Here is a 25,453-nt window from a genome sequence, read left to right as displayed (position 1 = left end):
GCGTCGAGCCAGGTCCGTGTACGCACGAGGAGGAGCAGCACCATGGCAGAGCAGTCGCCCGAGTCGCCCCAGCCGTCACCGGCGCCGTCGACGTGGCACTTCGCCGAACCGCGGAAGCTCACCTTCGAGGAGCCGGTGACCGAGCTCCGCGTCCGTGTCGTGAGCGGCACCGTCAATGTGGTCGCCGCCGAGGAGGGCCCGGCCCGCCTGGAGGTGACCGAGGTCGAAGGACCGCCCCTGTACGTGGTGCAGGACGGCGGCACGCTGACCGTCTCCTACGAGGACGCGCCCTGGAACGGCTCCCACGGGCTCAAGGAATGGTTCGAGTCCAAGCCCTGGAAGGCATGGTCCGGTTCGTTCTCCGGCCGCAAGGCCTGGGAGCGCAGCGCCGCGATCACCCTCTCCGTCCCCGCCGGCACCCACGTCCGCGTGGCCGCCGTCGACGCCGCCTCCTTCGTCTCCGGGATCTCCGGAGGCACCGACGTCAACGGGGTCTCCGGCGACGCCACGCTGGTCGGCCTGTCCGGCCGGGTGAAGGCGCACACCGTGTCCGGCAGCGTCGAGGCCCAGTCCGTCACCGGCGAGTTCGGCTTCCACTCGGTGTCCGGAAGCCTGACCGTGGTCGACGGCGCGGGCGTGAAGGTGCGCGCCGACTCCGTCAGCGGTGACATGCTCATCGACCTGGACCCCGGCCCGGAGGGCTCCGCGCCCGTGGACATCGCGCTGAACTCCGTCTCCGGCCAGGTCGCGATCCGCCTCCCGCACCCCGCCGACGCCCGCGTGGAGGCCAACACCGCCACGGGCCGCGTCTCCAACGCCTTCGAGGACCTGCGGGTCTCCGGCCAGTTGGGCGCCAAGCGGATCACCGGAACCCTCGGCTCCGGCGCGGGCACCCTGCGGGCCACCACGGTCTCCGGCTCGATCGCGCTGCTGCGCCGCCCGCAGTCCGAGGCCGACACCCCCGCCGCCGCCCCGCTCACGCTCGACAAGAAGGTGCTCTGACATGCCGCCCGTCTTCGCCCACGGCCGCCTGCGCCTGTACCTCCTCAAGCTGCTGGACGAGGCCCCGCGCCACGGGTACGAGGTGATCCGCCTGCTGGAGGAGCGCTTCCAGGGCCTGTACGCGCCCTCCGCCGGCACCGTGTACCCGCGGCTGGCGAAGCTGGAGGCCGAGGGCCTGGTCACGCACGCCACCGAGGGCGGGCGCAAGGTGTACTCCATCACCGAGGCGGGCCGCGCCGAGTTGGCCGACCGCGGCGGCGAACTCGCCGACCTCGAACTGGAGATCCGCGACTCGGTCACCGAACTGGCCGCCGAGATCCGCAGCGAGGTCCGGGGCGCGGCCGGTGACCTGCGGCGCGAGATGCAGGCGGCGGCCTCCGCGTCGGCGACCCGGACCACCGAGGAGGAGTCCTGGCAGACCGCCAAGGAGGAGCTGCGCAAAGCGCGGCAGGAATGGAAGGAACAGGCGCGCCGGGCCAAGGACGAGAGCCGCCGCGCCCGCGAGGAGGCGCAGCAGGCCCGCCGCCAGGCCAAGGAGGCCCAGGAGCGGGCCCGCGAGGAGGTCCAGCGGATAGCGGTCCAGCTTCAGGAGCAGTTCGCGAGGTCCGGCGGAGTCCTGGGCAGCCTGGCGGGGGCCTGGCTCGGCGGTACGCCTGCGGCGGGCTCGGCGGGCTCGGCGGGTGCCGGTGCGGGTGCCGGTGCCGGTGCGGCGGCGAAGGGGGCGGGTGCGGCGGACGCCTGGGCGGATGCGGCGGGGGACGCGGACCGGGCTTCCGAGTGGGCCGCGGATCTGACGGCCACCGGTGACCCGGCCCGTGACCTGGACCGGCTGCTCGACCGCTTCCGCGACGAGGTGCGCGACGCGGCGCGGGACCGCGGGGTGACCGAGGCCCAGGTGGCCGAGGCCCGTCGGCACCTCGAAGCGGCCTCCGCCCGGCTGGGAACCACGTTCGGGGCCCGGCCGTAGCCTCCCCGCGGCACCGCTGCCGGGGCTCCGCCCCGGACCCCGCGCCTCAAACGCCGGCGAGGCTGAAGGGCAGCCGGGGCTCCGCCCCGGACCCCGCGCCTCAAACGCCGGCGGGGCTGGAGGGGCGGGGCTCCGCCTACGGAACCCCGCCCCTCAAACGCCGGCGGGGCTGGAGGGGTGGGGTCAGGCGGCCAGGGTGGTTTCGGCCGTGCGGTAGGTGATGCCGTGGTCCGTCAGGACCTCGGAGACCGTGCCGGGGCGGGAGAGCAGCGCCAGCAGCAGGTGCAGGGTGCCGATGTGGTGGTCCTTGCGGCCCAGGGCGATGCGCAGGGACTGCTCCAGCACCTTCTTCGCCCCCTCGGTGAAGGGGACGTGCCGGTTGCCGGTGCGGCCGTCCGCCTCCTCGCGCCCGAGGACCGAGCGGAGCGAGGAGCCCAGGGTCCGCCTGCGGGGCGCCGGGGCCGCGAGGGCGCCTTCGCCGTGGGTCTCCTCGATGCGGGAGACGATCTGGGTGACGTCGATGCCGAGGCCGGCCAGCGCCTCCTCGTCCGCCCTCGACATGCCGCCCCGGCGGCGGGCCGCCGTGAGATCGGCGGCCACCGCCGCGCGGTCCACCCCGAGGGGGTCCAGGGCGCCCAGGGTCAGTAGGGACAGCAGCAGGTGTTCCTCGGTGACGGTGGCGGCGCCGCTGCGGCGGGCCTCGGTCACCGCCCCGGTCACGGTCGAGCGGGCGTCGCGGGTGAAGCGTTCGAACATCAGAGCCTCCCGTACTTCTTGTGCACGGCCTGCCGGCTGACGCCGAGCTCGGCCGCGATCTCCTGCCAGGACCACCCCTGCGCGCGGGCGCTGCGTACCTGTACGGCCTCCAGCTGCTCCAGCAGCCTGCGGAGGGCGGACACGGCACGCAGGCCCACGCGCGGGTCACGGTCACCGGCCCGCTCGGCGAGATCAGTGGCTTCGGTCATGCATGTCAATGTAGGTTGACGCGGGAGGTTCGTCAACCCCGGTTGACGTCAGGGGGTGAGGACGATCTTCCCGAAGAGGTCGCCCGACGCGAGCTTCTCGAACCCCTCCCGTGCCCGGTCCAGCGGCAGCACCTCGTCGATGACCGGCCGCAGCCCGGTGGTCGCGCAGAAGGCGAGGAGGTCCTCCAGCTCGTCCTTCGAGCCCATGGTGGAGCCCACCACCTTCAGCTCCAGGAAGAAGATCCGGGTCAGCTCGGCGTGCGCCGGGCGGTCGCCGCTCGTGGCGCCGGAGATCACCAGGGTGCCGCCGGGGCGCAGGGACTTCACCGAGTGGGACCAGGTGGCGGCGCCCACCGTCTCGATCACCGCGTCCACCCGCTGCGGCAGCCGCGCGCCCGGCTCGTACGCCTCTACCGCACCCAGCTCCACGGCCCGCTTGCGCTTGGCCTCGTCCCGGCTCGTCGCGAAGACCCGCAGGCCGGCCGCCTTGCCGAGGGCGATCGCGGCGGTCGCGACACCGCCGCCGGCGCCCTGGACGAGTACGGAGTCCCCGGGGCGGACCCCGGCATTGGTGAACAGCATCCGGTACGCCGTCAGCCAGGCCGTCGGGAGGCAGGCGGCCTCCTCGAAGCTCAGCTCGGCGGGCTTGCGCAGCACGTTCCAGGCGGGGACGGTCACCTGCTCGGCGAAGGTCCCCTGGTAGCGCTCGGTGAGGATCGAGCGGGGCTCGTCCGGGCCGACCCCGTGGCCGCTCTGGCCGATCACGGAGTGCAGGACGACCTCGTTGCCGTCCTGGTCGATCCCGGCGGCGTCGCAGCCGAGGATCATCGGGAGTCTTTCCTCGCCGAGGCCGACCCCGCGCAGCGACCAGAGGTCGTGGTGGTTGAGGGAGGCGGCCTTGACGTTCACGGTCACCCAGCCGGGTCGGGCCTCGGGAGCCGGGCGGTCGCCCAGCTCAAGGCCGTTCAGCGGCTGGTCACGGTCGATTCGGGCGGCGTAGGCAGCGAACATGCGGCGACGCTACCGCTCGGTAGCCCCGGCATCCACCCCCGTTCCCGTCACACGGCCGGGTCGGCCCCCGGTGCCGGATACGGCAGAGGCCCGGCCGGATCGCTCCGGTCGGGCCTCTGCGGGTACTGCTCGGGTCCGGTGTCAGACCAGGCGGGCCACGCCGTCGGCCTTCGCCGCGGCGGCGACGGCCGTGGCGACGGCCTCGGCGACGCGCTCGTCGAACGGCGACGGGATCACGTAGTCGGCGGCGAGCTCGTCACCCACGACGCCGGCGATGGCGTCGGCGGCGGCGATCTTCATGCCCTCGGTGATCCGGGTGGCGCGCACCTTGAGGGCGCCCGCGAAGATGCCCGGGAACGCCAGCACGTTGTTGATCTGGTTCGGGAAGTCCGAGCGGCCCGTGGCCACGACCGCCGCGTACTTGTGCGCGACGTCCGGGTGGACCTCCGGGTTCGGGTTGGCCATGGCGAAGACGAACGCGTCCTTCGCCATCGAGGCCACCGCCGCCTCCGGGACCGTGCCGCCGGAGACGCCGATGAAGACGTCCGCCCCGTTCAGGGCCGTCTCCAGGGAGCCGGTCTGGCCGGTCCGGTTGGTCAGGCCCGCGATCTCCGCCTTGACGTCCGTCAGGTCGGAGCGGTCCGCGGACACGACGCCCTTGCGGTCGGTGACGCAGACGTCGCCGATGCCCGCGTCCACCAGGATCTTCGCGATGGCGATACCGGCGGCGCCGGCGCCCGAGATCACGGCGCGCAGGTCGCCGAGGGTGCGACCCGTCAGCTTCGCCGCGTTGCGCAGCGCGGCCAGCGTCACGATGGCCGTGCCGTGCTGGTCGTCGTGGAAGATCGGGATGTCCAGCGCCTCCTGGAGGCGGCGCTCGATCTCGAAGCAGCGGGGGGCGGAGATGTCCTCCAGGTTCACCCCGCCGAAGGACGGAGCGAGACGGATGACCGTCTCGATGATCTCGTCCGTGTCCTTGGTGGCGAGCGCGATCGGAACCGCGTCCACACCACCGAACTGCTTGAAGAGAATGGCCTTGCCCTCCATGACGGGGAGGGAGGCCTCGGGACCGATGTCACCGAGTCCGAGCACGGCCGTACCGTCGGTGACGACGGCGACCACGTTGGACTTCCAGGTGTACTCGTTCACCAGCTCCGGCTGCTCGGCGATGGCGCTGCACACCTTCGCCACGCCGGGCGTGTACGCGAGGGAAAGGTCATCCTTGTTGGTGACCGGCACTGTGGCCTGGATGGCCATCTTGCCGCCCCGGTGCAGCGCGAACACCGCGTCCGGGTTGTTGTCCGTGACGCTGTCACTGCGAGGGTTGAAGATCTCCGCTGCCACTTCGTGTGACCCCTTAAGTCCTTTGAATCGTTGAGGGTGGCCACTCCTGGTTAAGGGGTGGGCGGGCACCGCGTCCGTACTCCGCGTCGACGGTTGGCCCGTCTCCGCGAAGGGGAGGTTCGTACGCGCGGGCGCGCCGCACGCGCGCCCTGAGCCCCGGATGAGGGGTGTAAGGATCTGTTCTACCCGAAGAACGCTCGCCCAGACGAGTCGATTCCCGCTCAACTGTAGGTCCCTTGCCCGGCTTTTGGCGAAAAGTCCAAACCTTGCTGTCCGATGGGCGAGACGCTCCGTAGAAACTGCGGCCAAAACACCAGGTCACAGCAGTATCTGCGGCCTGGAACCCCCTTCCCCGCAGTCCTGTTGGGCTACCCCCACCGCCCGTTATGCGATTTTGACCTGACGGGCACCCTGAATGTCTCAGTCCGAATGGCAAGATGCCGTAATCACACAAGGTCGCGACACTCGATGGTGCGTGTCCGACCGTTTTTCGATGCTTTTCCACCAGCGCCGGAGGAACCAAGCCATGACCGCTAGCACCACCCGTCGTACGACCGCCGCACGGTCCCGGATCGCCGCGGTCGGCGCGATCGCGGTTACGGGCGCCCTGATCCTCACCGGCTGTGGTGACCAGACCGACAAGGCCTCCGGCACCCCGTCGGGCGCGGCGAACAACAGCGCCCCGCTCTTCTCCAAGCTCCCGAAGAAGATCCAGGACGCCGGTGTCATCAAGGTCGGCACGGACGCCACCTATGCGCCGATGGAGTTCACCGAGGGCGGCAAGATCGTCGGCGTCGACCCCGACGTCGCGGCGGCCCTGAGCAAGCAGCTCGGCGTGCAGTTCAAGTTCGAGTCCGGCACTTTCGACACCCTGATCGGCAGCATGCAGACGGGTCGCAGCGACCTGGTCATGTCCTCGCTCACCGACACCAAGGCCCGTCAGGAGGGCCTGGACGACAAGGGCGCCAAGACCGGTGCCGGTGTCGACTTCGTCGACTACTTCTCCGCCTCGACCGGCATCCTGGTCAAGAAGGGCAACCCCCAGGGCATCAAGACCCTCGACGACCTGTGCGGCAAGACGGTCGCCGTCCAGCGCGGCACCACGTACGAGGAGTCCGCGAAGACCCAGGCCGAGAAGTGCAAGACGGACGGCAAGGGCGAGCTCAAGATCGAGTCCTTCCCGACCGATGCCGAGGCCCAGACCCGCGTGAAGGCCGGTGGCGCCGCCGCCGACCTGAACGACTCCCCGGTCGCCGCGTACATCGCGCAGACCGCCGGCGGCGGCAACGACTTCGAGGCCATCGCCAACCCGACCGACGCCGGCCTCTTCGGCATCGCGGTGGACAAGAAGAACACCGAGCTGCGCGACGCGCTCAAGGAAGCCCTCGACGCGGTCATCAAGGACGGCACGTACAAGGCCGCCCTGGACAAGTGGAACGCGGGCTCCGGCGCCGTGACCGAGGCCAAGATCAACGCCGGTTCCTGACCTCCGCGTACCACCGCAGCACACTGAAGGGCAGTCACTGTGACTGACAAGCTCGACAAGGTCCCGGACCCGGCGGACACCCCGCCGGCCGGGGCCGTCCCCCCCGAGGCGATCCGTGCCATCCCGGTCCGCCACTACGGTCGCTGGATCAGCGCCGTGGTCGTCATCGGCCTGGTCGTGGCGCTCGTCGTCGCCTTCTCGCAGGGCAACGTGCGCTGGGCGACCGTGCCGGAGAAGCTGTTCGACCCGACGATCCTGCGCGGTGTCGTCAACACGATCTGGATCAGCATCGCCTCGATGGCGCTGGGCCTGGTGCTCGGTGTCCTCTTCGCGGTCATGCGGCTCTCGAAGAACCCGGTCACCAGCACCATCGCCTGGTTCTACATCTGGCTCTTCCGCGGCACCCCGGTGTACGTGCAGCTGCTGATCTGGTTCAACCTCGCCCTGATCTTCCCGATCCTGAACCTCGGGTTCTACAAGGACGAGATGACCCAGGTCATGACGCCCTTCCTCGCGGCCCTGCTCGGTCTGGGCCTCAACGAGGGCGCGTACATGGCGGAGATCGTCCGCGCCGGCATCCAGTCGGTCGACGAGGGCCAGACGGAGGCCTCGCACGCGCTGGGCATGACCCGTACGCAGACCATGCGCCGGGTCGTCCTGCCGCAGGCCATGCGGGTGATCGTGCCGCCGTCGGGCAACGAGTTCATCAACATGCTCAAGACCTCCTCGCTCGTGGTGGCGGTGCAGTACTTCGACCTGCTGCGTGCGGCTCAGGACATCGCGTCCACGTCGTTCGCGGTGATGGAGATGTTCTTCGTCGCCTCGATCTGGTACCTCGCCCTGACCAGCGTGTTCAGCGTCGGCCAGTACTACCTGGAGCGTCGTTACGCCCGGGGTGCGCTGCGCTCGCTGCCGCCCACGCCGCTGCAGAAGATCAAGGCGAAACTGTCCAGCTTCTCGAACCGCAAGGCGGTGGCCTGATGACGACTGCCATGGTGAAGGCCGAGGGCGTCCACAAGTCCTACGGTGCGGCGCACATCCTCAAGGGCATCGACCTGGAGGTCGCCCCGCGTGAGGTGTTCTGCCTGGTCGGTCCGTCCGGTTCCGGCAAGTCGACGTTCCTGCGGTGCATCAACCACCTGGAGCAGGTCAACGCCGGACGGCTGTACGTCGACGGGCAGCTGGTGGGCTACCGCCAGAAGGGCGACAAGCTCTACGAGCTGAAGGACAGCGAGGTCGCGGCGCAGCGTCGGGACATCGGCATGGTCTTCCAGCGGTTCAACCTGTTCCCGCACATGACGGCCATCGAGAACGTCATGGAAGCGCCGGTCATGGTCAAGGGCGAGTCGAAGGCGGTGGCGCGCGAGCGCGCCGCCAAGCTCCTGGACCGGGTCGGGCTGGGCGACAAGGGCGGGAACTACCCCACCCAGCTCTCCGGCGGGCAGCAGCAGCGCGTGGCGATCGCCCGTGCGCTGGCCATGGAGCCGAAGCTGATGCTCTTCGACGAGCCGACCTCGGCGCTCGACCCGGAGCTCGTGGGTGACGTCCTGGACGTCATGCGGGACCTGGCCGAGTCGGGCATGACCATGATCGTGGTCACCCACGAGATGGGCTTCGCCCGCGAGGTCGGCGACAACCTCGTCTTCATGGACGGCGGCGTGGTCGTCGAGTCGGGTCACCCCCGCGAGGTCCTGGGCAACCCCCAGCACGACCGGACGAAGGCATTCCTGTCCAAGGTGCTGTAGTCCACGCACCCGCGGACGGCGAGGGGCGGTACGGGATTCCCGTACCGCCCCTCCGTCGTGTGCCGCCGTGCGGTCCCCGTTCTCGACCCTGCTCCAGGTCCCTACTTCAGTCCTAGGACCAGCGCGTCCGAGGGGGAGCGCCAGACCGTACGGGCCTCCGCGAAGCCCGCGGCACGCAGGGTCCGGGCGTGCCAGGCCTCGGAGGGGGTGTCGCCGTCCGCGTGCTCCCCGTAGATCTCGAAGCGCTGCTTGACCTGTTCGGTCAGCGCCGGGTCCGCGCCCGCCAGGTCCCACCACTCGCGCCAGTCCACCGCCCCCGCCGCCCTGGCCCGGTCCATGCCGGCGTGCCGGTGGGCGTGCTCGGCGGCGTCGATGCGCGGGGTGGCCGGGTCGGGCATGTGGTCGGCGTTCATGAACACCCCGCCCGGCGCCAGCAGCGGCGCGAGCTGCCCGTACAGGACGGCCAGGTCCCCGCTCGGCAGCCAGTGCAGGGCGGTGGCCGTCAGGACGGCGTCGTAGGTGTCGTGGGGGAGGGCGGCGCGCCAGTTCGGGTCCTTGAGGTCGGCGGTCACGAAGGCGACCCGCTCGTCCCCGGCGAAGTGGCCCTCGGCGATGGTCAACAGGGCGGGGTCGAGATCGACGCCCGTACTGGTGGCTTCCGGGAACCGCTTGAGGACGCGGTCCGTAATACTTCCCGTACCGCATGCGAGATCCAGAACGCGGGGGGCCGGTCCCACCAGTGCCTCGACCATGTCCAGCATCACGCGGAACCGTTCCTCGCGGTCGGGCATGTACCACTCCTGCTGCCGGTCCCAGCTGTCCTGCCAGGCCTGCCAGTCGGTCGTGCTCGCCGTGCTGTCCGCCGTATCAGCCATCCCGAACCCCTCCATACGTAATACCCTCGAAGACGTCTCAGCCGTTACCGGAGACACTAATCCGCAGCCGTAAGGACTACAAGTGGAACTGGCCCATTACTCGGACTTCGCCGTGCGCCTGGTCAACACCGAGGAGCCGGCCCGCAACAAGGACTCGCTCACCTCGGTGGACGCCGTCCGCGCCCTGTTCGGCGCCAGTCAGCAGATGGCGCGCCGCGTCACCGACGGTGACGTCACCCGCTTCCGCAACGTCCGCGGCCGCCTGCGCTCCGTCTTCGAGGCCGCCGACGGCGGCGACGAGGTCCTCGCGGTCGACCTGCTGAACTCGCTGCTCATGGAGTTCCCCGTCAGCCCGCAGGTGTCCGGCCACGAGACCCTGGCCGAGGACGGCCGCCCCGACTGGCACATCCACCTCGCCGAACACCCCTCGAACGCCTCCGCGGGCTACGCCGCCATGGCGGCCATGGGCCTGGCCTTCGCCCTCACCGAGCACGGCCCCGACCGGCTCGGCCTGTGCCAGGCCGCGCCCTGCCGCAACGCCTACCTCGACACCTCCACCAACCGCTCCCGGCGCTACTGCTCCGACCGCTGCGCCACCCGGGCGAACGTGGCCGCCTACCGCGCCCGCAAGCGGCTGGAGGCCGAGGCGTCCGCCCGCAGCGGGCGCAGCGCCGAGACCGCCCAGGACAGCCGGGCCCTCAGCGAACGCTGATCCTCCTCGCGCGGCCGGAAGCGCAGCACCGCCGTCGCCAGCACCAGCTCCCCGGGCACCGGCCCGTAGACGGTGCTGTCGCCGGTCTCGTTGAACGGGTTGTCGCCCAGCACCCACCAGCTGCCGCCCGGCCGCCGCTCCACCGCCCGCTTGACCACCAGCAGGTCCTGCTGGAAGGGGTGGCGCAGCACGACCACGTCACCCGGCCGGACGGCAGCCCCGTACCGGACCACGAGCCGGTCCCCGTTCAGCAGCGTGGGCACCATCGACGCCCCCGTCACCTCCACCACCTCGAACCGCTTCCGCGGGCGCCCGATCTCCACCATGCGTGTCCTCCTCGTCACCCCCGCATGCTGCCGCACGGGCCCGTACATTCGCTCACCGGTCCGGCCGCGACCCTGGACTTTTGTCCTAAGCCCATGGGGGCGGCCGCGAAATCCGGTTGTTCAGCGAGTAATCTCCCCCTTGAGAAGACGATCACGAGGAGGACACACTCCATGCTTTCCCGCCTCTTCGCCCCCAAGGCGAAGGTCTCCGCCCACTGCGATCTTCCGTGCGGCGTGTACGACCCTGCCCAGGCCCGCATCGAGGCCGAGTCCGTCAAGGCCGTGCAGGAGAAGTACCAGGCCAACGAAGACGCCGACTTCCGTGCGCGCGCCATCACCATCAAGGAGCAGCGCGCCGAGCTCGCCAAGCACCACGTCTCGGTGCTGTGGAGCGACTACTTCAAGCCCCCGCACTTCGAGAAGTACCCGCAGCTGCACACCCTGGTCAACGACACCCTGAAGGCCCTCTCGGCCGCCAAGGCGTCGAACGACCCGGCGACCGGCGCGAAGGCTCTTGAGCTCATCGCCGAGATCGACCGCATCTTCTGGGAGACCAAGGCCGCCTGATCCAGGGCGCCCCGGGGAACTCCCCGCGCTGCTGGTCAGAGCGCACGACACCGGCCCGACCGCTCCGAGCGGCCGGGCCGGTGTCGTTCTCCCCCGAGAGAGGTCCGGTATCAGGCCTTCTCGCCGAGGACGGTGCGCAGCCAGTCGAGCGGGTCCTGGCTCAGCAGCTCATCAGCCAGCCGCTGCCCGGTCTCCGTCGTGAGGCGCGCCCTGCTGTTGTCGATCCACCGCTGCGCGCCGGCGTGCCCCTGAGCCCTGTACTCGATGCCCTGGAGCATGCACTCCAGCTTGTCGGCGTCGCGCGCACAGACCGACTCCGGCGAGTCTTTGGCCTCGTACTCGGCGACGAGTTCCTGAATCGCCGATGCGAGCCGATCCGGCATGCCGGTGGTCTGGTCCGCCGTCACCGCAACCGGGTCGGCGTGGGTCGCGTACTTCTTCCCGAGGTGGTTCACATCCCCGGTGCGGGTCTCCTGGGTGTCGTGCCAGACGGCGAGGAAGGCCGCCCGCGCGGGGTCGGCCCCTTCCAGTTTCGCGATGATCGAAGCGATGAGAGACGTACGCCAGGAGTGCTCGGCGACGCTCTCCGGGTCGTTGACGCCGGCCATCCACCAGCCCGTGCGGCGCGTGTGCTTGAGCGTCCCCGCCTCGTAGAGGAAACCGGCCACCGCGGACAGGTCGTCAGCCACTGTGTCTCTCCTTCATGCCTCATGCCTCATGCCTCGGCGAGGCGGATCGCGTACCGAATGCCTTCCAGCTCCCGCCGTGCGCGCGGTGAGAGCCCAGTGCCATCCAACAGCACAGGCAGCCGGGCCCGGAGGGTCCGTCCGGCCGTGGACGGCGCGCGCAGGAGGGTGGGGCGCGCGGCGAGCAAGGCCCACACGGTGTGGATGTTCAGATCGAGGAAGCCGTGTTCGGGCACGAGGCCCTTCAGGAGGTGCTGGAGCATCCTGTGGCCGTGCCAGGCCCCGGTGCCCGGCGCGGCGATGAACTCGTCGGACAGCTGGAGGTGCGGACTCTCGCCGAGCCAGTAGGCCCAGTAATTCAGATTGGCCGCCTCGCCCGCCTCGTCGTCCAGCGTGGTGGAGATGAAGTGCCGCATGCGATCGCGGTCGCCGTGGCGTGCGGCGACGGCGGCCACGGAGCGGGCGGCGAGCCAGTGGGTGAGCCAGTCCTGCGGACGCTCCGCCCGCTGCTGCTGCGCGAGCCAGGCGGGGGTGTCCGGGGCGTCGTCGTATCCGGCCAGGTAGAGGGCCTGACGGCGGAGCAGGAACTGGCCCGCGCGGGCTTCCTCCGCAATCCGGCGGATGCGCCGGAAGAACCGCCGTCGGTCGTCCGGCGACAACGCGGGTCCGTCGGGGGCGGGTCCGCGGCGTGGCCTGCCGGGGCTCGCGTGGGCGCGCATCGGCTCGGGGGCCACTCCGTTCAGCGGCCACACCAGCACCTCGACGAGATCGCGTTGCAGGACCCACGTACCCAGGGGGCTGTCACCCGTCGGCCCGTCGTCGGTGAGCAGGTCCGTCAGGAGGAGATCCGCCTCCAGCGCCTTCTCCAGGGCGAGGAGCAGCGCGGTGCTCGCACCCATGCGCATGAGCCGGTGGCGATGCGTCAGCATCTGCCCCACTGCCAACGAGGTCAGCGGGCGCCGCCCCGACTCCCAGCCCGCCACCGTGTCCACGGAGACTTCGAAGGCTTCGGACAGGGACTCCTGAGTGTGACCCAGATGCTCCCGGATCAACCGGAAAACGTGGCCGGACACCACGCCGCGGCGACCGCGTTGCCGGGTTCCCCGACCGGGGGTCAGGGTGGGATCCGCCGGTGTGGCCACGACACCCTCCAGCCTGCGAAATGGCACCAAAGTACCCGTACCGGGGGTCACTTCGTGCGGCGAGTTCCGATTTCTACGCTGGTCTCCTCACCCGCTGACGACCGTAGGGAGCTGCCGTGTCCTGGAAGAAGACGGCCGACTGGTACGCGCGGAGCCTGGCCGATCCTGCGGCGGCGCATGCCGCTTGGCGGGAGCACGGTGTCGCCGTACTGCCGCTCGGAGCGCTTCGAAGCCGTGCGGATCCCCGACGGCCTCGTCCACGAGGCCGTCGAGAGCAGCGAGGACCGGGTCGTGGCCCTCGCGCTCACCCTGGCCCTGGAGGGGCCCGTCATCCACGACTCGCGCGGCCGGAACCACTACGCGCTCGTCGAACCGGGAACGGCGGAGCGGTGGCGAGCCCGGGACGCGGTCGAGTGCCTCGGGTACGGGACCCACCTCGGGGTGCCCGACATGGGCCGGGACCGGTCCGCGCCCGGCCGGCCCCTCTACTGGGCCGCGCCCCCCGGCCCCGGGTCGTACTTCTGCCGCGTCGCCGCCGTCCGGCTGCTCGTCCGCGTCGGCGCGGCACGGCTCGCCGAGCCTGAGGTGGCGACGTGACCGACCACCCCGACGGCGAATGCGCGCGGGCGCGCGTGCGGTGCTCCGGCTGCGGGCTGTCGGTCCCGATCGTGACCATGTACGGCGGGCCCATGGCCGACTGCCGGCTCTGCTGCTTCGCGTGGGCGGTCCACCACGACCCACACCTGTGCTGGCTGCGCAGCAACCATTTCGACGCGGACGTGGAGGAGGCCCTCGCCGCCCGCGTGCTCGACCTCGTGCCGCGCCTCATCGCCGCGCGCCTCGTGCTCGGCGAGATCGCCGACGCCCTTTGACTCCCGCCCCGCCGGGGAGCGGGCATTCTGCACAACAAACTGATTGGAGATCCTGATGGGCAAGGGCAAGCACGCTGGAGAGCCGGCCGACAAGCCGTGGACGCCGCCGCCGAGCGGAGGCAGCTCAGACGGGAGCCGACCGTCTCCCCAGCCTTCCACCCCGCCCCCGCCGCCGGGCAAGAAGTGAACCGGGACATCTGCCGCGAGGCCCTGGTGACCGCAGGGTTACTGCGCGAGCCGTGGCTGGCCGAGGCCTTCGACACGGTCGACCGCGAAGCGTTCGTCCCGCGCGCCGTCTGGCTCCCGGTCCGGGACGCCGAAGGCCGCTGGCGCTTCGTGGACCGCGACGAGGACCCGGACGCCTGGCGCCACGCCGTCTGGAACCCCCACCAGTCGGTCATCACGCAGCTGAACGACGGCGACACGGCTCCAGGGCCAGGCACGGGCGACTTCACGTCCTCCGTGTCCGCCCTGGACATCGTCATGCGGAAGCTTCAGCACCTGGACCTTGTGCCACGGTCCCGCGTCCTGGAGATCGGCTACGGATCCGGCTACCACACGGCCTTGCTGTGTGAGCGCGTCGGCTCGGAGCGGGTGGTCGCCATCGAGGTGGACGAGGAGCTCGCGCGGGCGGGCGCCGCGAACCTCAAGGCAGCCGGCTACGACCCGGAGCTGATCGTCGGGGACGGCCTGGAAGGCACCCCAGGCGGGGAGCCGTTCAGCCGGGTCGTCAACACGGCGGCGCTGCGGCGCGTTCCGTACGCCTGGATCGAGCAGTCCAGGCGGAGCGGGGTGATCCTCACCCCGTTCGGAACGGCCTACAGCAATGCGGGGCTCCTGCGGCTCCGCGTCGACACCTCGGGAACGAAGGCGCAGGGAGCCTTCATCGGCGAGTCCTCGTACATGTGGATCCGCTCCGAGCGGCCGACCATCGACCTCCAGGTCCCTGAGGAGTCAGCCAGCAGGAAGTCGCCGATCGATCCCGCGCAGGTTCTGGCGGCTGGCTACCTCCAGGACTTCGCCATCGGCCTCCAGGTGCCGGACGTCTCCTACTCGCACCGCGGGGAGGGTGACGACCGCCAGGTCCAGTTCGTGGACGAGGCCGGCACTTCGGCGACAATCGTCCGCTATGGCGACTGGTGGGAGGAGGACGCGGTCCGCTCCTGGGGACCGCGCGATCTGTGGGCGGAGGTGACTGCGGCGTACACCTGGTACGAGGTACGAGGCCGGCCGCACATCACGCGCTTCGGTGTCACGGTTGACGGGTCTGGCCAGTACGTGTGGCTGGATGACCCACGTCAGCTCGTCGGTTCCTGATCCGTAGCCCCGGCCGGGCCGGGCCTGTCCTGGCCGGGGCCACACCCCGCCTCTTCCGGCTGGCGGCGCAGGGGTCGGTGGCTTGTCTCCGGCTGAGGCGCCCCCGACTCCGAGTGGTGCGCACGCACTTTCTCGCCAGGTGGGGAGCGCCGAGACGGTGTCCGGAGCGGGAATCCGGCCCGGCCGCCGCCCCGGCCATCACCACCGTGCGAGGGGGCTCAGGCGTCCTCGTCGTCGTCCTCGTCGTCCAGGCGGGCCAGCCAGGTGGCCAGGCGTTCCACCGGGACCTCGAAGTCCGGGTTCAGGTCGACGAAGGTGCGCAGCTGCTCGGCGAGCCACTCGAAGGTGACCTCCTCCTCGCCGCGCCGCTTCTCCAGCTCCTCGATGCCGCGATCGGTGAAGTACAAGTCGGGCTCCGTGCCGTGATGGGGGTGTGCAGGGGGTGTTTCCCGCCAGGATAATCCGCCTTACGGCGAGACCTCCCGCCCGTGCCGCCCCCGGGTCTAGCCTGGATGCCCGACAAACAGGGGGCGCGCATGACGGACGGGCGCACGACCGGGTCCGCGCGCGCCTTCGAGCTCCTGGAGCCCCTCGTTCAGGCCGCGACCGTACGCGTTCACGCCCCGCCGGGCGGGTATGAGAACCCCCGCAGTCATCGGACCGGACCCACGTGGGGGAGCGGCTTCTTCATCGCTCCCGGGTGGGTCCTGACGTGTGCGCACGTGGTCGGCGAAGGGGGTGCTGCGGTGCGTCTGACGGGGCGCGAGGTCGGCATCACCTTCTCCGCCGGGAGCCTCACCGGAACGGTCACCGGGCGCGTGGAGTGCGTACTGCCCGAGCGCCTGGAGGAGCGGCGCCCCGGTCGGCACGCGCTGTGGGACCTGCCCGACCTCGCGCTGGTCAGGGTGCTGGCGCCCGTCTCGCACGCCTGCGTCTGGCTGACCGACCGCTCCCGCCCGCGCTTCGACGAGGTCGCCTACTTCGGCTGCACCGAGGACCTCGGCACCCCCGAGATCACCGGCCGCACCACCCGGCTGCGCGGCACCGCCGGGAACGGCGCGGCCATCCGGCTCGGCGACGACGACGAGATCGAGCCCGGCATGTCCGGCGGACCCGTCGTGGACCTGGCCCGCGGGGAGGTCGTCGGCGTGCTCAAGGCCCGGCGGCAGACCGGCGGCGGCGGGCTCGCCGTCTCCGTCGTACAGCTGCGCACCCTCCCGATGGCTGCGCGCGGCCAGGTCGGGCTCTACCGCCGGATCATGCAGGCCCACGACCTGTACCACTACGACCAGCACCTCAGCGATCTCGACAACCGCCGGACCTGGACGGACGTGCACGGCGAGCTCCCGCCGGAGGAGGGCGACCCGTTCGCGGGCCGGGGCCGGCTCACCCCCGGCGAGCGCACCACGCTGTGCGGGCTGCTCGCCGAGCTGCCCCCGCCCGGTTCCTCCGAGGTCGTACGCGCCCTCGTCGAGGCGGCGCGCGGCGAGGAGCCGGACCCGCTGCCGCCCGCCCCGCTCAGCTGGCGCGACGGGCTGGGGCTGCTCCACGACCCGCCCGGCGGGACCGGGGAGGCCGCGGCGATGCTCCGGTACGCGACCGACGTGAGCGTGGCCGACTACCGCGAGCCCGCCACACCGGGCGCCGACCAGGAGCTGTGGGACTGGGTCCGGGCCACGGCCGAGCGGCTGTGGCGGCCGCTGCGCCGGGAGCTCGGCGAGCGCCACGAGCGGGGCCTGGCCGAGCGCGAGCGGCGCCGGCGGGCTTCGGCCGGCCGGGCGGTGCACGGAACGGCCCGGCGGGCCGGCGGGCTGCCGTCCGGGGCGTCGGTGCTGCTGGAGGTGTGGGCGCACGGCTGGGAGGACCTCTACGACTGGCGGGTCTCCGTGCTCGCCGGTCCCGAGCACGCGGGACGGGTGACGCCGGTGGACTCGGGCGTACGGGCCACCCTGGCCGGTCTGCCGGAGGCGTTACGGGTCCCGCTCGCCGAGAGTTTCCGGCGGTGCGACACCCACGAGGCGGCGGCCCTGCTCGAAGTGGCCGTGGCCCCCGAGCTGTTCGGGCTGGCGGTGGACGCGTGGGTGGTGGTGGGCGGCGTACCGCTGGGCGTGCAACGGCCGGTGGTACTGCGCCACCCGGCCGGGGTGGCTGGGGCTGCCGGGACCGCCGGGACCGCTGCGACTGCCGGGGCTGCTGGTGCGGCAGGGACTGCCCGAGCCGCCGGAGCCGCCCGAGCCGCCCGGACCGCCGGGGCCGCCGGGCCTGACCCGGGCGGCGCGCGCGAGCACCCCGCCGACCGTGAGGGCACCGACGCCGCCGCCCGCTGGGCCCGGGTACAGGCGGGCCCGCTCCAGGACGAACGGGCCGACTGCGCAGGCGGCCGCCCGCGCAGCCCCGCCACCGAATGGCTGACCGGGCTCCCCGACAACACCGTGCCCGTGCACTGCCGGGCGGCGGACCAGGAGCCCACGCTGGGCTCGCTGCACGCGGTACGGGACGCCGGCTACGGCGTGGTGGTGACCCGGCGGCCCCCGCCCGAGCCCGGGGCCTCGTGCGCGCCCTTCCACCGCGGGCTGCGCGAGGAACTGGCCGACGCGGGGCGGGCGGAGGTGCTGCCGCTGCGCTTCCAGACCCTGCGCGGGCGCGCGTACGGGGCGGACCCCGACGCCTACTGGGCGGCCGGGGCGGGCCTGGTCTGGGAGGACCCGGCGCGGCCGCTGCCCGAGGAAGATCCGCTGCAGGGCGATCTGTGACGGGGGCCGGCCCGGCCGACGCGAGGGAGGGAGCAGGCACCATGAACGACGAGTGGCTCATTTACCGCGGGGTGGGCGAGCCCCACGACGGGATCGACGCCCTGCCCGACCCGCCGCCCTGGCGGGACTTCGACGGCGGCCCCGTGGCGGAGCCGGACGGTCCGGCCCGGGTCGCCGACGGCAACGTGGCCCGGCGGCTCGGCGCGCACCGGCAGGCCGCCGAGCTGCACCGGCCGGAGCCCGAGGAGCTGGAGGCCATCAACGCGGCGCTGTACCTGCGGCGGCCGCTGCTCGTGACCGGCTTCCCCGGAACCGGCAAGTCCACGCTCGCGCACGCCGTCGCCCACGAGCTGAAGCTGGGGCGGGTGCTGCGCTGGCCGGTGGTGTCGCGGACCGTGCTCCAGGACGGGCTGTACCGGTACGACGCCCTGGCCCGGCTCCAGGACGTGCAGATCGCCGCGAGCGGCGGCGGGCCGGCCGCGGGCGCCCCCGCCCCCGGCTCCTCCGGCTCCGGCACCGGCCCCGACCCCTCCTCCGGCACCGCGCCCGGACCCGCGGCCGTCCCCGGCATCGGGAAGTACATCCGGCTCGGGCCGCTCGGCACCGCCCTGCTGCCGACCGCCCGGCCCCGCGTCCTGCTCATCGACGAGCTCGACAAGAGCGACATCGACCTGCCCAACGACCTGCTGAACGTGCTGGAGGAAGGGGAGTTCGCCCTCCCCGAACTGGAACGCGTCGCCGACACCGAGCCCGAGGTGCAGGTGCTCACCGACGACGGGACGAAGGTGACCGTCCGCGGCGGCCGCATCCGCTGCCGGGCGTTCCCGTTCATCATCCTGACCAGCAACGGGGAACGGGACTTCCCGGCCGCCCTGTTGCGCCGCTGCATCCAGCTCGGGCTCGGCCAGCCCGGCGAGAAGCGGCTCGCCACCATGGTCCGCGCCCACCTCGGCGAGGAGGCCGCCCGCCTCGGCGCCGACCTGATCCGCGAGTTCCTCAGCCGCTCCCAGACCGAGCTGGTCGCCGCCGACCAGCTGCTCAACGCCGTGTACCTGACCCACTACGCCGCCCCGCCCACCCGGGAGGACCTCGCCGACCTGCTCATCCAGCGCCTCGACCGCCCGAGGTGATCGGCCGTGGCATCCGCATCCGCATCCGCACCCGGACCTGCACGCGTACCCGAGGCCGCAGCCGCAGCCGCAGCCGCAGCCGCAACCGAAGCCGAGGCCGCAGCCGCACCCGTTCCCGCCGGGGCGCCCGGCGTCCGTGAACTGGCCGCCCTGCTGCGCGCCGTCGGACTCGACCCGTCCGCCGAGGAGATCGCCGACGCGCTGTGGCTGGCCGGCCACATCCGCGGGCCCGTCCGGGCCGCCCCGGGCGACCGGGAGCCGGGCGGTGGCGGCGGTCCGGACACCGCGGCCGGCGAACCGGTCGCCGAGCCCGCCGAGCCCGTACGGGCGGAGGCCGAGGCCGACGCCCCGGTCGGGCTCTACGCGCCCGGGGAGGCCCGCGCGGACGGCGCCGACGGGGAACGGCCGGGGGAGGTGCCCGAGGAGTACGGAGTGCCCGTGCGGGTCCCCGGAGCCGCCGCACTGCCCCGCATCCTGGACGTCCAGCGGGCCCTGCGCGCCCTCCAGCGGCACCGCCCGCCCGGCCCGCCCACCCGGCTGGTGATCGACGAGAGCGCCACCGCCGAGGCCAGCGCCCGTACCCTCGGACTGATCATCCCGGTGCTGCGGCCGGAGAGCCGGCGCGAGGCGACCGTACGGCTGGTGATGGACGCGTCCCCTTCGATGGCCGTCTGGCAGGACATGTTCGAGGAACTGCGGTCGGTGTGCGAGCGGTTGGGGGCCTTCCGGGACGTCCAGGTGCACTACCTGCACCGCCTCACCGACGGCACGGCGGCCCTCGGCCGCAGCCCCGCACCCGGCTGCGTACGCGCCTCCGGACTGCGCTCCGGGGACCAGTTGCGGGACCCGACCGGCCGGGCCCTGACCATGGTGGTCTCCGACTGCGCCGGGCCGCTGTGGCGCGAGGGCACCGCGCAGCGGCTGCTGTACCGCTGGGCCGAGTGCACCCCGTGCGTGGTCGTCCAGCCGCTGCCGCAACGGCTGTGGGGACGCAGCTGGCTGCCCACCGAGCGGGGCACCCTCACCCGCCTGGAGGGCGGCGCGCAACAGCTCGCCTTCCGGCCGGACCGGCCGCCGTTGCCCGGGCGGCCCACCGGCGGGCTGACCGTGCCGGTGCTGCCGCCGAGCCCGACCGCCCTCGGAGCGTGGGCCCGGCTGCTGGCCGGGCTCACCGCCGGACCGGTACCGGCCGAGGTGGGCCGCGTACGGGCCGACCACCCGGCCGCGCCGCTGCCGCCGCCGCGTGCCGTGCGGCCGCCGCGCGAACTGGTGGCGCGCTTCCGGTCCTCGGCCGCGCCCCGGGCCGTACAGCTCGCCGTGTACCTGTCGGCGGCGCCGCTGACCCTGCCCGTGATGCGGCTGGTGCAGCGCACGATGCTGCCGGACTCCGAGCCCTCCGACCTGGCGGAGGTGCTGCTGAGCGGGCTGCTGCGGCGCAGCGGGCCGGGGCACGGGCACTGGTACGAGTTCGTTCCCGGGGTCCAGGACGTGCTGCTGGGTCCGCTGGGGCGGGACGAGGCCGCGCTGGTGCTCAAGCACTGCTCCGAGTACGTCCTGGCGCACTTCGGCCGGGGCGTACGGAACTTCCCCGCGCTCGCCGTCTCCCAGCTGACCGGGGTGCCGCCGGCGGTCGCCGACCCGGGCCCCGGCCCCGAGGACACCGAGCGCCCGCCGGAGGGACGGCTCCCGCAGGCCTTTGCACAGGTTTCGGCCAAAGTCGTACGGCGCTACCTGCCCGGGATGCCGCAGGAGGCCCCGCCGGTACGGGCACCCGCCCCGGCCCGGGTGCCCGCCCGGGCCGGGGCGGTGCGCGCCGCCCGCGACCGGCTCGCGGACGCCGACGCCGACGGGGACGGCGGCGCCCGGGCCCTGTACGAGGCCGTGGCGGTGCTGCGGCGCGCGGTGACGGCGCCGGCCGGGCCCGGCGACCCCCCGGAGGAGGCGGAGACCGAGCTGGCGGGCGCGCTGCTGCGGCTGTGGGCGGCCCAGCGGGACCCGGAGCTCCTCGCCGAGGCACAGCGGGCCGTGACCGGGCTGCGGACACCGCAGGCGGGGGCGATGCTCGGCCGGGTGCTGTACGAGCGGGCGCTGGCCTCCGGGCCGGACGCGGAGCTGCTGGCCGCGGCGGACATGGAGTTCGCGGTGGCGGGCGCCGCGGGCGACCCCGAGCTGCGGCGGGACTGCGCGGTGCGGCGGGCGGAGACCCTGATCCGGCTGAGCGGGCTGCGGGACGAGCCGGGCGCGCTCCGCGAGGCCCGCGCGGCCCTCGAACCCCTGGCGGGCGGGGCCCCCGACCCCGGCTCAGCGGCCGGCGCGGGAGCCGGGGCGCCGGCCGGGGCGGACCCCGAGGGTCCGGGCCGCGGCGGGGACGGCGGCCCGCGCCCCGCCCCGTACCCCGAACTGCAACTGGCCCTGGGCCGCGTCCTGCTGGCCCTGCTGCCCCGCACCGCCGACCCGGCCGAGCGCACGGCCCTCGCCGCACAGGCCGCCGCCCGCCTCGGGGCGGCCCTCCCGGCCCCGGCGGCCGCCCCCGCCCGCCCCGGCCCGGGGACCGCGCGGGTACGGGTGGAGATGGCCGACGCGCTGCGCCACCTCCCCGGCCGCCTGGAGGAGGCCGCCGGGCAGCTGGACGCGGCGCTCGCCGAGCCGGGCGGGGACCCGGAGCTGCGGGTGGCGGCCCTGGTGTGCCTGGCCCGAGTACACCGGGAGCGGTACGCGCGGGACGCCGACCCGGCGGCACTGGAGGACGCCGCCGAGGCGTACGGGCGGGCCCGGCGGCTGATCCCCCGCGACGCGGAGGCCTTCGCGGAACTGCTGCCCGAGTGGGGCGACGTACTCCTGGACCGGGCCCGGGCCGCCGACGGGCGCCGGTTCACCGGGGCGGCCGTACGCGTGCTGCGCGAGAGCCGGGCCGCGGTCCCGCAGTCCGACCCGGGGGCGGCGCACCGGCTGCTGAGGCTGGCCACCGGACTCCGGCTGCGGCACGCGTACGAGGGCGACCCGGTGGACCTGCGGGAGGCGGAGTACCTGCTGGAGCTGGCCGTCCGGCACAGCCGCAGCCCACTGGAACAGGCCCGCGCCTGGCGGGACCACGGCGACGTGCAGCAGGAGATCCACGGCCACACCCGGGCACTGGACCGCCTCGACCGGGCGGCGGACTCCTACCGGCGGGCCTGGCGGGCCGCCCTGGAGGCCGACGTGGAGGAGCGCGAGGACACCGCGGTCCAACTGGCGGCCCGCGTGCAGCAGTTGCGCGGGGACGTACTGGAGCGCCTCGCGCGGCCCCGCGCGGCCCTGGACGCGTACCGCTCGGCGCTGGAGCTGTGGACACGTACCCGCGAGGGCGCCGCCGGGCGCTCGGAGGCGGTCCGGGCGCGGATCCGGACCCTGGAGGCCGGGCTCTGATGCGCCGGCGACGCCCGCGCCGCGGGCGCGGCCCGGGCCGGGGGCCGCCGTTTCCGCGGACCGGTCGGCGGGAAAAGGAAGTGGACCCAGTGGACCATCCGGTGTGCGACGCGACAGGGGGCCCGGCGGCACATGGTGACGAAGCAGCAGGAAGTGGAGGCAGCGACCCCGGGATGTCCGGGCCGGTTGCCGGATCTCTCCGGGCTGGACCTGGCGGCGCTGCGCGGGATCGACCATCCCGTACTGGCCCGGGTGATCGAGGGCATGGTGGAGCGGGTGAACCGTCCCGCGGAGATCCTCAACGCCTTCGACTCCAGCGTGGCCTGACCGCGCCGCGACCCGGAGCGCGCCTGATCCGCCCCACCTTGAAACCGAGTTGACCACTTTCCGCCGTTAGCCGGGACCGCCCCCAGGGCAGGGATGCACCGTCCGCCGGGGTGTCCCCGGGCGGCGGTGGCCGGGGGAGGGAGACACGGCGATGGGGCGAGCGGTCACGAACGACTCCCCGCTGCCCCCACCCGGCAGCCCCACCCCCGCCCCCAACGACCCGGCCCCACAGCCCCCGGTGCAGCCCGAGGCCCCCGCGCCCGCGGACCGCGGCCCCGCCGGGCAGACGCAGCATGCGCGGTACGCGCCCTGGCCGTATACCCGGCTCGACGTGGTCGCCGCGCGGGCCGCCGGTCACCGGGCCCATCCCGTCCGGCAGTTCGTCCTGAAGACCCGCAGCCGGTGCAACCTCGCCTGCACCTACTGCTACGTCTACGAGATGGCCGACCAGGGCTGGCGCGGCCAGCCGCCCGCCATGACCCCCGCCACCGTCGCCCGCGCCGCGCAGCGGATCGCCGAGCACGCCGCCGCCCACGACCTGCCCCGCGTCGACCTCGTCCTGCACGGCGGCGAACCGCTGCTGACCTCGCCCGCCCGGCTGGCCGAGCCCGTCGACGCCGTACGCACCGCCCTCGCCGCGGCCGCCCCGCGCGCCCGGCTCACCGCCACCGTCCAGACCAACGGCACCCTGCTCACCCGCGGCCGCCTCGCCGCCCTCGCCGCCGCCGGGATCGGCGTCGGCGTCAGCCTCGACGGCGGCCTGCCCGCGCACAACACCCGGCGCGTGGACCACACCGGACGCCCCGGCTTCGGCGCCGCCGCCCGCGGCCTGCGGCTGCTCGCCCGGCACCCGCAGAGCTACGCCGGGGTGCTCTGCGTCGTCGATCTCGACCAGGACCCGGTGGAGACCTACGAGTCCCTGCTCGCCTTCGCCCCGCCCAGCATCGGGCTGCTCCTGCCGCTCGGGAACTGGAGCGACCCGCCCCCCGGCCACCACCCGGGCCGGACCCCGTACGCCGACTGGCTCCTCGCCGTCTTCGAGCGCTGGTGGCACGACGGCGTACGGCGCACCCGGATCCGGCTCTTCGAGGAGATCATCGCCCTGTTGCTCGGCCTGCCCACCGCCACCGAGACCCTCGGGCTGACGCCCGCCGCCACCGCCGTGATCGAGACCGACGGTTCGATCGAACAGGCCGACTCCCTGAAATCCGCGTACGAGGGCGCCGCCGCGACCGGAATGACCGTGGACACCCACAGTTTCGACGAGTTCCTCGACCACCCCGGATTCGCCGCCCGCCAGCTCGGGCGGGACGCGCTCGCCGCCGGGTGCCGGGCCTGCGAGCTGGTCGAGGTGTGCGGCGGCGGGCACTACCCGCACCGCTACCGCGCCGGCGAGGGCTTCCGCCAGCCGTCCGTGTACTGCGCCGACCTCCAGTCGCTGATCCGGCACATCGCCGCCGCCGTCCAGCACGCCGCCCGACACGTCACCGGCGCCCCCACCCACAACCCCGCCCCCACGCACGGCCCCGCCCACACCCCCAGCCACCCCCCGGCGGTCGCCTCATGACCACCGCCCTCACCGCGTTCACCGTCTCCTCGCCGACCCTGCGCGCCCTCGCCTCCACCGAGCCGTCCACGGACGGCAGCCGCCTGGTCCGCGACGTACGCCGCTCCAAGCGCCTGCTCCTGCTGCGCGCCGTCCTCGACGCCGCACCCGGCGGCCCGTCCGGGGAGACCGCCGACCACTGGGCCCTGCTGGAGGAGGCCGAACGGCACGACGCGGGCGCCGTCCGCGACGTACTGCACTACCCCGCCACCGGAGTGTGGGCCGAGGAGACCCTGCGCCGGCTGCACGCCCCGTGCGGCCCCCCGCCCGACCTCGGACACCTCGGCGCGCTCGCGGCAGCCGCCGCCCTGCGCGCCGGAATCGCCTTCACCCACACCCTGCGGCCCCTGCACGGCCGGCTCGTCCTGCCCACCCTCGGCCTGCTGCGCCCGGACCGCCCCGGCCCGCTCGCCCTCACCCAGCGCTCCTGGGACCCCGACGACCCCGCCACCGTGCCCCTGCACGCCCTGCCCGGGGGCCGGACCGCCCTCGACGACCTCGACCCGTACCGGGCCCCCGGCCCCGCGCAGCCCGCCCCGGTCCGCCCCGCCCGCCGGCTCACCCCCAAGGGCCACAAGCGGTGGGACACCCAGTGGTCCGGCGCGCTCACCCTGCTCCAGCGCTACGACACCCTCCGCGCGGAGGAGACCGTCCAACTGCTGCGCTCCGTCGTACCGCTCGCCGGCGGTTCCCGCTCCAGCGGTGCCACCCTGCCCGCGGCCGCAGGCTCCGTACTGGCCCGCGCACAGGCCCCGCCCGCGCTCGCCGCGACCCTCGTCCACGAGGTCCAGCACGGCAAACTCACCGCCCTGGCCGACGTGGTGACCCTGCACACCGCCGACCACACACCCCGCCACTGGGCCCCCTGGCGCAGCGACCCGCGCCCCCTGGAGGGGCTGCTGCACGGCGCCTACGCCCACCTGGCCCTCGCCGGGTACTGGCAGCGCGCCGCCCTCTACGGGGCCCGCGGCGCCTGGGCCCAGCACGCCCGGATCCGCGCCCAGGTGGCGGCCGTCCTGCCCACCCTGCGGGCGCACGAGCGACTGACAGCCGCGGGGCGGGAGTTCGCCGACGCGATGGGCGCCGCCGAGCGCGCCATGGACGACCTCCCGCCGCCCGGCGACCAGCACGCCTCGGCCCGCCGGGCCGTCGACCGCGAACGCCGCGCGTGGTGCGAGGCGCACCCCGAACTCGCCCCGTTCGCACAGGGCTGAC

The 25,453-nt window shown here is 73.6% G+C and carries 25 protein-coding genes; 16 read left to right on the top strand and 9 right to left on the bottom strand.

Features of this window, described 5'->3' with window-relative positions:
- Positions 1-42: 42 nt before the first annotated feature.
- Both B6R96_RS12260 and B6R96_RS12255 read left to right on the top strand, forming a co-directional pair.
- Positions 43-1,002 (top strand): DUF4097 family beta strand repeat-containing protein, encoded by a 960-nt coding sequence (locus B6R96_RS12260; protein WP_053703972.1) that lies wholly within the window; start codon positions 43-45, stop codon positions 1,000-1,002.
- Position 1,003: 1 nt separating this feature from the next.
- Positions 1,004-1,969: a PadR family transcriptional regulator gene (locus tag B6R96_RS12255; RefSeq protein WP_081522485.1), complete on the top strand. Its 966-nt coding sequence runs from the start codon at positions 1,004-1,006 to the stop codon at positions 1,967-1,969.
- Positions 1,970-2,152: 183 nt separating this feature from the next.
- Here B6R96_RS12255 and B6R96_RS12250 read toward each other — a convergent pair whose 3' ends face one another.
- The 4 genes from B6R96_RS12250 to B6R96_RS12235 all read right to left on the bottom strand — a co-directional run bounded on the left by B6R96_RS12250 (position 2,153) and on the right by B6R96_RS12235 (position 5,289).
- Positions 2,153-2,725 carry a Clp protease N-terminal domain-containing protein gene (locus tag B6R96_RS12250; RefSeq protein WP_081522484.1) on the bottom strand — a complete coding sequence of 191 codons (573 nt, stop codon included), beginning with the start codon at positions 2,723-2,725 and terminating at the stop codon, positions 2,153-2,155.
- Positions 2,725-2,934: a helix-turn-helix domain-containing protein gene (locus tag B6R96_RS12245; RefSeq protein WP_030385998.1), complete on the bottom strand. Its 210-nt coding sequence runs from the start codon at positions 2,932-2,934 to the stop codon at positions 2,725-2,727. Before B6R96_RS12245 ends, B6R96_RS12250 begins: the two co-directional genes overlap by 1 nt.
- A gap of 48 nt (positions 2,935-2,982) precedes the next feature.
- Positions 2,983-3,945, bottom strand: a complete 963-nt coding sequence (locus B6R96_RS12240; RefSeq protein ID WP_030385999.1) for a zinc-binding dehydrogenase — start codon at positions 3,943-3,945, stop codon at positions 2,983-2,985.
- Positions 3,946-4,086: 141 nt separating this feature from the next.
- On the bottom strand, positions 4,087-5,289 hold the full coding sequence (locus tag B6R96_RS12235) for an NAD(P)-dependent malic enzyme (protein WP_081522483.1): 1,203 nt from the start codon (positions 5,287-5,289) through the stop codon (positions 4,087-4,089).
- 526 nt (positions 5,290-5,815) lie between these two features.
- Here B6R96_RS12235 and B6R96_RS12230 point away from each other — a divergent pair.
- From B6R96_RS12230 to B6R96_RS12220, 3 genes are read left to right on the top strand one after another with little or no spacing between them, the layout of a single operon-like run.
- Positions 5,816-6,775 carry an ABC transporter substrate-binding protein gene (locus B6R96_RS12230; protein WP_030386001.1) on the top strand — a complete coding sequence of 320 codons (960 nt, stop codon included), beginning with the start codon at positions 5,816-5,818 and terminating at the stop codon, positions 6,773-6,775.
- A gap of 39 nt (positions 6,776-6,814) precedes the next feature.
- The gene (locus B6R96_RS12225; RefSeq protein WP_030386002.1) at positions 6,815-7,756 is read left to right on the top strand and encodes an amino acid ABC transporter permease; all 942 of its coding nucleotides are present in this window, start codon (positions 6,815-6,817) and stop codon (positions 7,754-7,756) included.
- Positions 7,756-8,520, top strand: a complete 765-nt coding sequence (locus B6R96_RS12220; protein WP_030386003.1) for an amino acid ABC transporter ATP-binding protein — start codon at positions 7,756-7,758, stop codon at positions 8,518-8,520. Before B6R96_RS12225 ends, B6R96_RS12220 begins: the two co-directional genes overlap by 1 nt.
- A 101-nt stretch (positions 8,521-8,621) precedes the next feature.
- On the opposite strand, the gene B6R96_RS12215 is transcribed toward B6R96_RS12220, so the two are convergent.
- Positions 8,622-9,395 carry a class I SAM-dependent methyltransferase gene (locus B6R96_RS12215; protein WP_081522482.1) on the bottom strand — a complete coding sequence of 258 codons (774 nt, stop codon included), beginning with the start codon at positions 9,393-9,395 and terminating at the stop codon, positions 8,622-8,624.
- An 82-nt stretch (positions 9,396-9,477) separates the two neighbouring features.
- Here B6R96_RS12215 and B6R96_RS12210 point away from each other — a divergent pair, with 82 nt between their 5' ends.
- A complete protein-coding gene (locus tag B6R96_RS12210; RefSeq protein WP_030386005.1) occupies positions 9,478-10,107 on the top strand; it encodes a CGNR zinc finger domain-containing protein in 630 nt (209 codons plus the stop codon).
- Here the strand turns inward: B6R96_RS12210 and sodX are convergent.
- On the bottom strand, positions 10,011-10,433 hold the full coding sequence (gene sodX / locus B6R96_RS12205) for a nickel-type superoxide dismutase maturation protease (RefSeq protein ID WP_030386006.1): 423 nt from the start codon (positions 10,431-10,433) through the stop codon (positions 10,011-10,013). The genes B6R96_RS12210 and sodX overlap by 97 nt on opposite strands.
- Positions 10,434-10,604: 171 nt before the next feature.
- Here sodX and sodN point away from each other — a divergent pair, with 171 nt between their 5' ends.
- The gene (sodN, locus tag B6R96_RS12200) at positions 10,605-11,000 is read left to right on the top strand and encodes a superoxide dismutase, Ni (protein WP_030009413.1); all 396 of its coding nucleotides are present in this window, start codon (positions 10,605-10,607) and stop codon (positions 10,998-11,000) included.
- 110 nt (positions 11,001-11,110) lie between these two features.
- On the opposite strand, the gene B6R96_RS12195 is transcribed toward sodN, so the two are convergent.
- Positions 11,111-11,689: an HD domain-containing protein gene (locus tag B6R96_RS12195; RefSeq protein ID WP_081522481.1), complete on the bottom strand. Its 579-nt coding sequence runs from the start codon at positions 11,687-11,689 to the stop codon at positions 11,111-11,113.
- 26 nt (positions 11,690-11,715) lie between these two features.
- Positions 11,716-12,759: a helix-turn-helix domain-containing protein gene (locus B6R96_RS12190; RefSeq protein WP_237291402.1), complete on the bottom strand. Its 1,044-nt coding sequence runs from the start codon at positions 12,757-12,759 to the stop codon at positions 11,716-11,718.
- A gap of 246 nt (positions 12,760-13,005) precedes the next feature.
- Between B6R96_RS12190 and B6R96_RS12185 the strand changes: the two genes are divergently transcribed.
- From B6R96_RS12185 to B6R96_RS12175, 3 genes are all read left to right on the top strand, one after another.
- Positions 13,006-13,425 (top strand): hypothetical protein, encoded by a 420-nt coding sequence (locus tag B6R96_RS12185; protein WP_159396320.1) that lies wholly within the window; start codon positions 13,006-13,008, stop codon positions 13,423-13,425.
- A complete protein-coding gene (locus B6R96_RS12180) occupies positions 13,422-13,700 on the top strand; it encodes a hypothetical protein (RefSeq protein ID WP_081522478.1) in 279 nt (92 codons plus the stop codon). Before B6R96_RS12185 ends, B6R96_RS12180 begins: the two co-directional genes overlap by 4 nt.
- 213 nt (positions 13,701-13,913) lie before the next feature.
- Positions 13,914-15,017: a protein-L-isoaspartate O-methyltransferase family protein gene (locus B6R96_RS12175; RefSeq protein WP_159396319.1), complete on the top strand. Its 1,104-nt coding sequence runs from the start codon at positions 13,914-13,916 to the stop codon at positions 15,015-15,017.
- A gap of 218 nt (positions 15,018-15,235) precedes the next feature.
- Here B6R96_RS12175 and B6R96_RS12170 read toward each other — a convergent pair whose 3' ends face one another.
- Complete coding sequence (locus B6R96_RS12170; protein ID WP_030386011.1) at positions 15,236-15,424, bottom strand: DUF6104 family protein; 189 nt, start codon at positions 15,422-15,424, stop codon at positions 15,236-15,238.
- 105 nt (positions 15,425-15,529) lie between these two features.
- Here B6R96_RS12170 and B6R96_RS12165 point away from each other — a divergent pair, with 105 nt between their 5' ends.
- From B6R96_RS12165 to B6R96_RS12140, 6 genes are all read left to right on the top strand, one after another.
- Entirely contained in the window at positions 15,530-17,770 is a 2,241-nt protein-coding gene (locus B6R96_RS12165; RefSeq protein WP_081522476.1) for a VMAP-C domain-containing protein, read from the top strand.
- Positions 17,771-17,811: 41 nt separating this feature from the next.
- The gene (locus tag B6R96_RS12160; RefSeq protein ID WP_081522475.1) at positions 17,812-18,900 is read left to right on the top strand and encodes an AAA family ATPase; all 1,089 of its coding nucleotides are present in this window, start codon (positions 17,812-17,814) and stop codon (positions 18,898-18,900) included.
- Between the two features lie 6 nt (positions 18,901-18,906).
- A complete protein-coding gene (locus B6R96_RS12155; RefSeq protein ID WP_081522474.1) occupies positions 18,907-22,305 on the top strand; it encodes an SAV_2336 N-terminal domain-related protein in 3,399 nt (1,132 codons plus the stop codon).
- 132 nt (positions 22,306-22,437) lie between these two features.
- Positions 22,438-22,632: an FxSxx-COOH cyclophane-containing RiPP peptide gene (gene fxsA, locus B6R96_RS12150; RefSeq protein WP_037859955.1), complete on the top strand. Its 195-nt coding sequence runs from the start codon at positions 22,438-22,440 to the stop codon at positions 22,630-22,632.
- A gap of 151 nt (positions 22,633-22,783) precedes the next feature.
- Positions 22,784-24,199, top strand: coding sequence for an FxsB family cyclophane-forming radical SAM/SPASM peptide maturase (locus tag B6R96_RS12145; protein ID WP_237291401.1), 1,416 nt, complete (start codon positions 22,784-22,786; stop codon positions 24,197-24,199).
- On the top strand, positions 24,196-25,452 hold the full coding sequence (locus B6R96_RS12140) for an aKG-HExxH-type peptide beta-hydroxylase (RefSeq protein WP_081522473.1): 1,257 nt from the start codon (positions 24,196-24,198) through the stop codon (positions 25,450-25,452). Before B6R96_RS12145 ends, B6R96_RS12140 begins: the two co-directional genes overlap by 4 nt.
- The last annotated feature ends 1 nt before the right edge of the window (position 25,453 follow it).

This window comes from Streptomyces sp. Sge12 (genome assembly GCF_002080455.1).
Taxonomy (GTDB): Bacteria; Actinomycetota; Actinomycetes; order Streptomycetales; family Streptomycetaceae; genus Streptomyces.
The sequence above is the reverse complement of the archived record's forward strand: the minus strand, read 5'-3'. Positions and strand labels throughout refer to the sequence as shown.

What these genes read in the sequence shown, in the direction of transcription:
- B6R96_RS12260 (WP_053703972.1), top strand. Translation starts at nt 43, where the DNA reads ATGGCAGAGCAGTCGCCCGAGTCGCCCCAGCCGTCACCGGCGCCGTCG.
- B6R96_RS12255 (WP_081522485.1), top strand. Translation starts at nt 1,004, where the DNA reads ATGCCGCCCGTCTTCGCCCACGGCCGCCTGCGCCTGTACCTCCTCAAG.
- B6R96_RS12250 (WP_081522484.1), bottom strand. Translation starts at nt 2,725, where the DNA reads ATGTTCGAACGCTTCACCCGCGACGCCCGCTCGACCGTGACCGGGGCG.
- B6R96_RS12245 (WP_030385998.1), bottom strand. Translation starts at nt 2,934, where the DNA reads ATGACCGAAGCCACTGATCTCGCCGAGCGGGCCGGTGACCGTGACCCG.
- B6R96_RS12240 (WP_030385999.1), bottom strand. Translation starts at nt 3,945, where the DNA reads ATGTTCGCTGCCTACGCCGCCCGAATCGACCGTGACCAGCCGCTGAAC.
- B6R96_RS12230 (WP_030386001.1), top strand. Translation starts at nt 5,816, where the DNA reads ATGACCGCTAGCACCACCCGTCGTACGACCGCCGCACGGTCCCGGATC.
- B6R96_RS12220 (WP_030386003.1), top strand. Translation starts at nt 7,756, where the DNA reads ATGACGACTGCCATGGTGAAGGCCGAGGGCGTCCACAAGTCCTACGGT.
- B6R96_RS12215 (WP_081522482.1), bottom strand. Translation starts at nt 9,395, where the DNA reads ATGGCTGATACGGCGGACAGCACGGCGAGCACGACCGACTGGCAGGCC.
- sodX (WP_030386006.1), bottom strand. Translation starts at nt 10,433, where the DNA reads ATGGTGGAGATCGGGCGCCCGCGGAAGCGGTTCGAGGTGGTGGAGGTG.
- sodN (WP_030009413.1), top strand. Translation starts at nt 10,605, where the DNA reads ATGCTTTCCCGCCTCTTCGCCCCCAAGGCGAAGGTCTCCGCCCACTGC.
- B6R96_RS12185 (WP_159396320.1), top strand. Translation starts at nt 13,006, where the DNA reads ATGCCGCTTGGCGGGAGCACGGTGTCGCCGTACTGCCGCTCGGAGCGC.
- B6R96_RS12165 (WP_081522476.1), top strand. Translation starts at nt 15,530, where the DNA reads ATGCCCGACAAACAGGGGGCGCGCATGACGGACGGGCGCACGACCGGG.
- B6R96_RS12160 (WP_081522475.1), top strand. Translation starts at nt 17,812, where the DNA reads ATGAACGACGAGTGGCTCATTTACCGCGGGGTGGGCGAGCCCCACGAC.
- fxsA (WP_037859955.1), top strand. Translation starts at nt 22,438, where the DNA reads ATGGTGACGAAGCAGCAGGAAGTGGAGGCAGCGACCCCGGGATGTCCG.
- B6R96_RS12145 (WP_237291401.1), top strand. Translation starts at nt 22,784, where the DNA reads ATGGGGCGAGCGGTCACGAACGACTCCCCGCTGCCCCCACCCGGCAGC.
- B6R96_RS12140 (WP_081522473.1), top strand. Translation starts at nt 24,196, where the DNA reads ATGACCACCGCCCTCACCGCGTTCACCGTCTCCTCGCCGACCCTGCGC.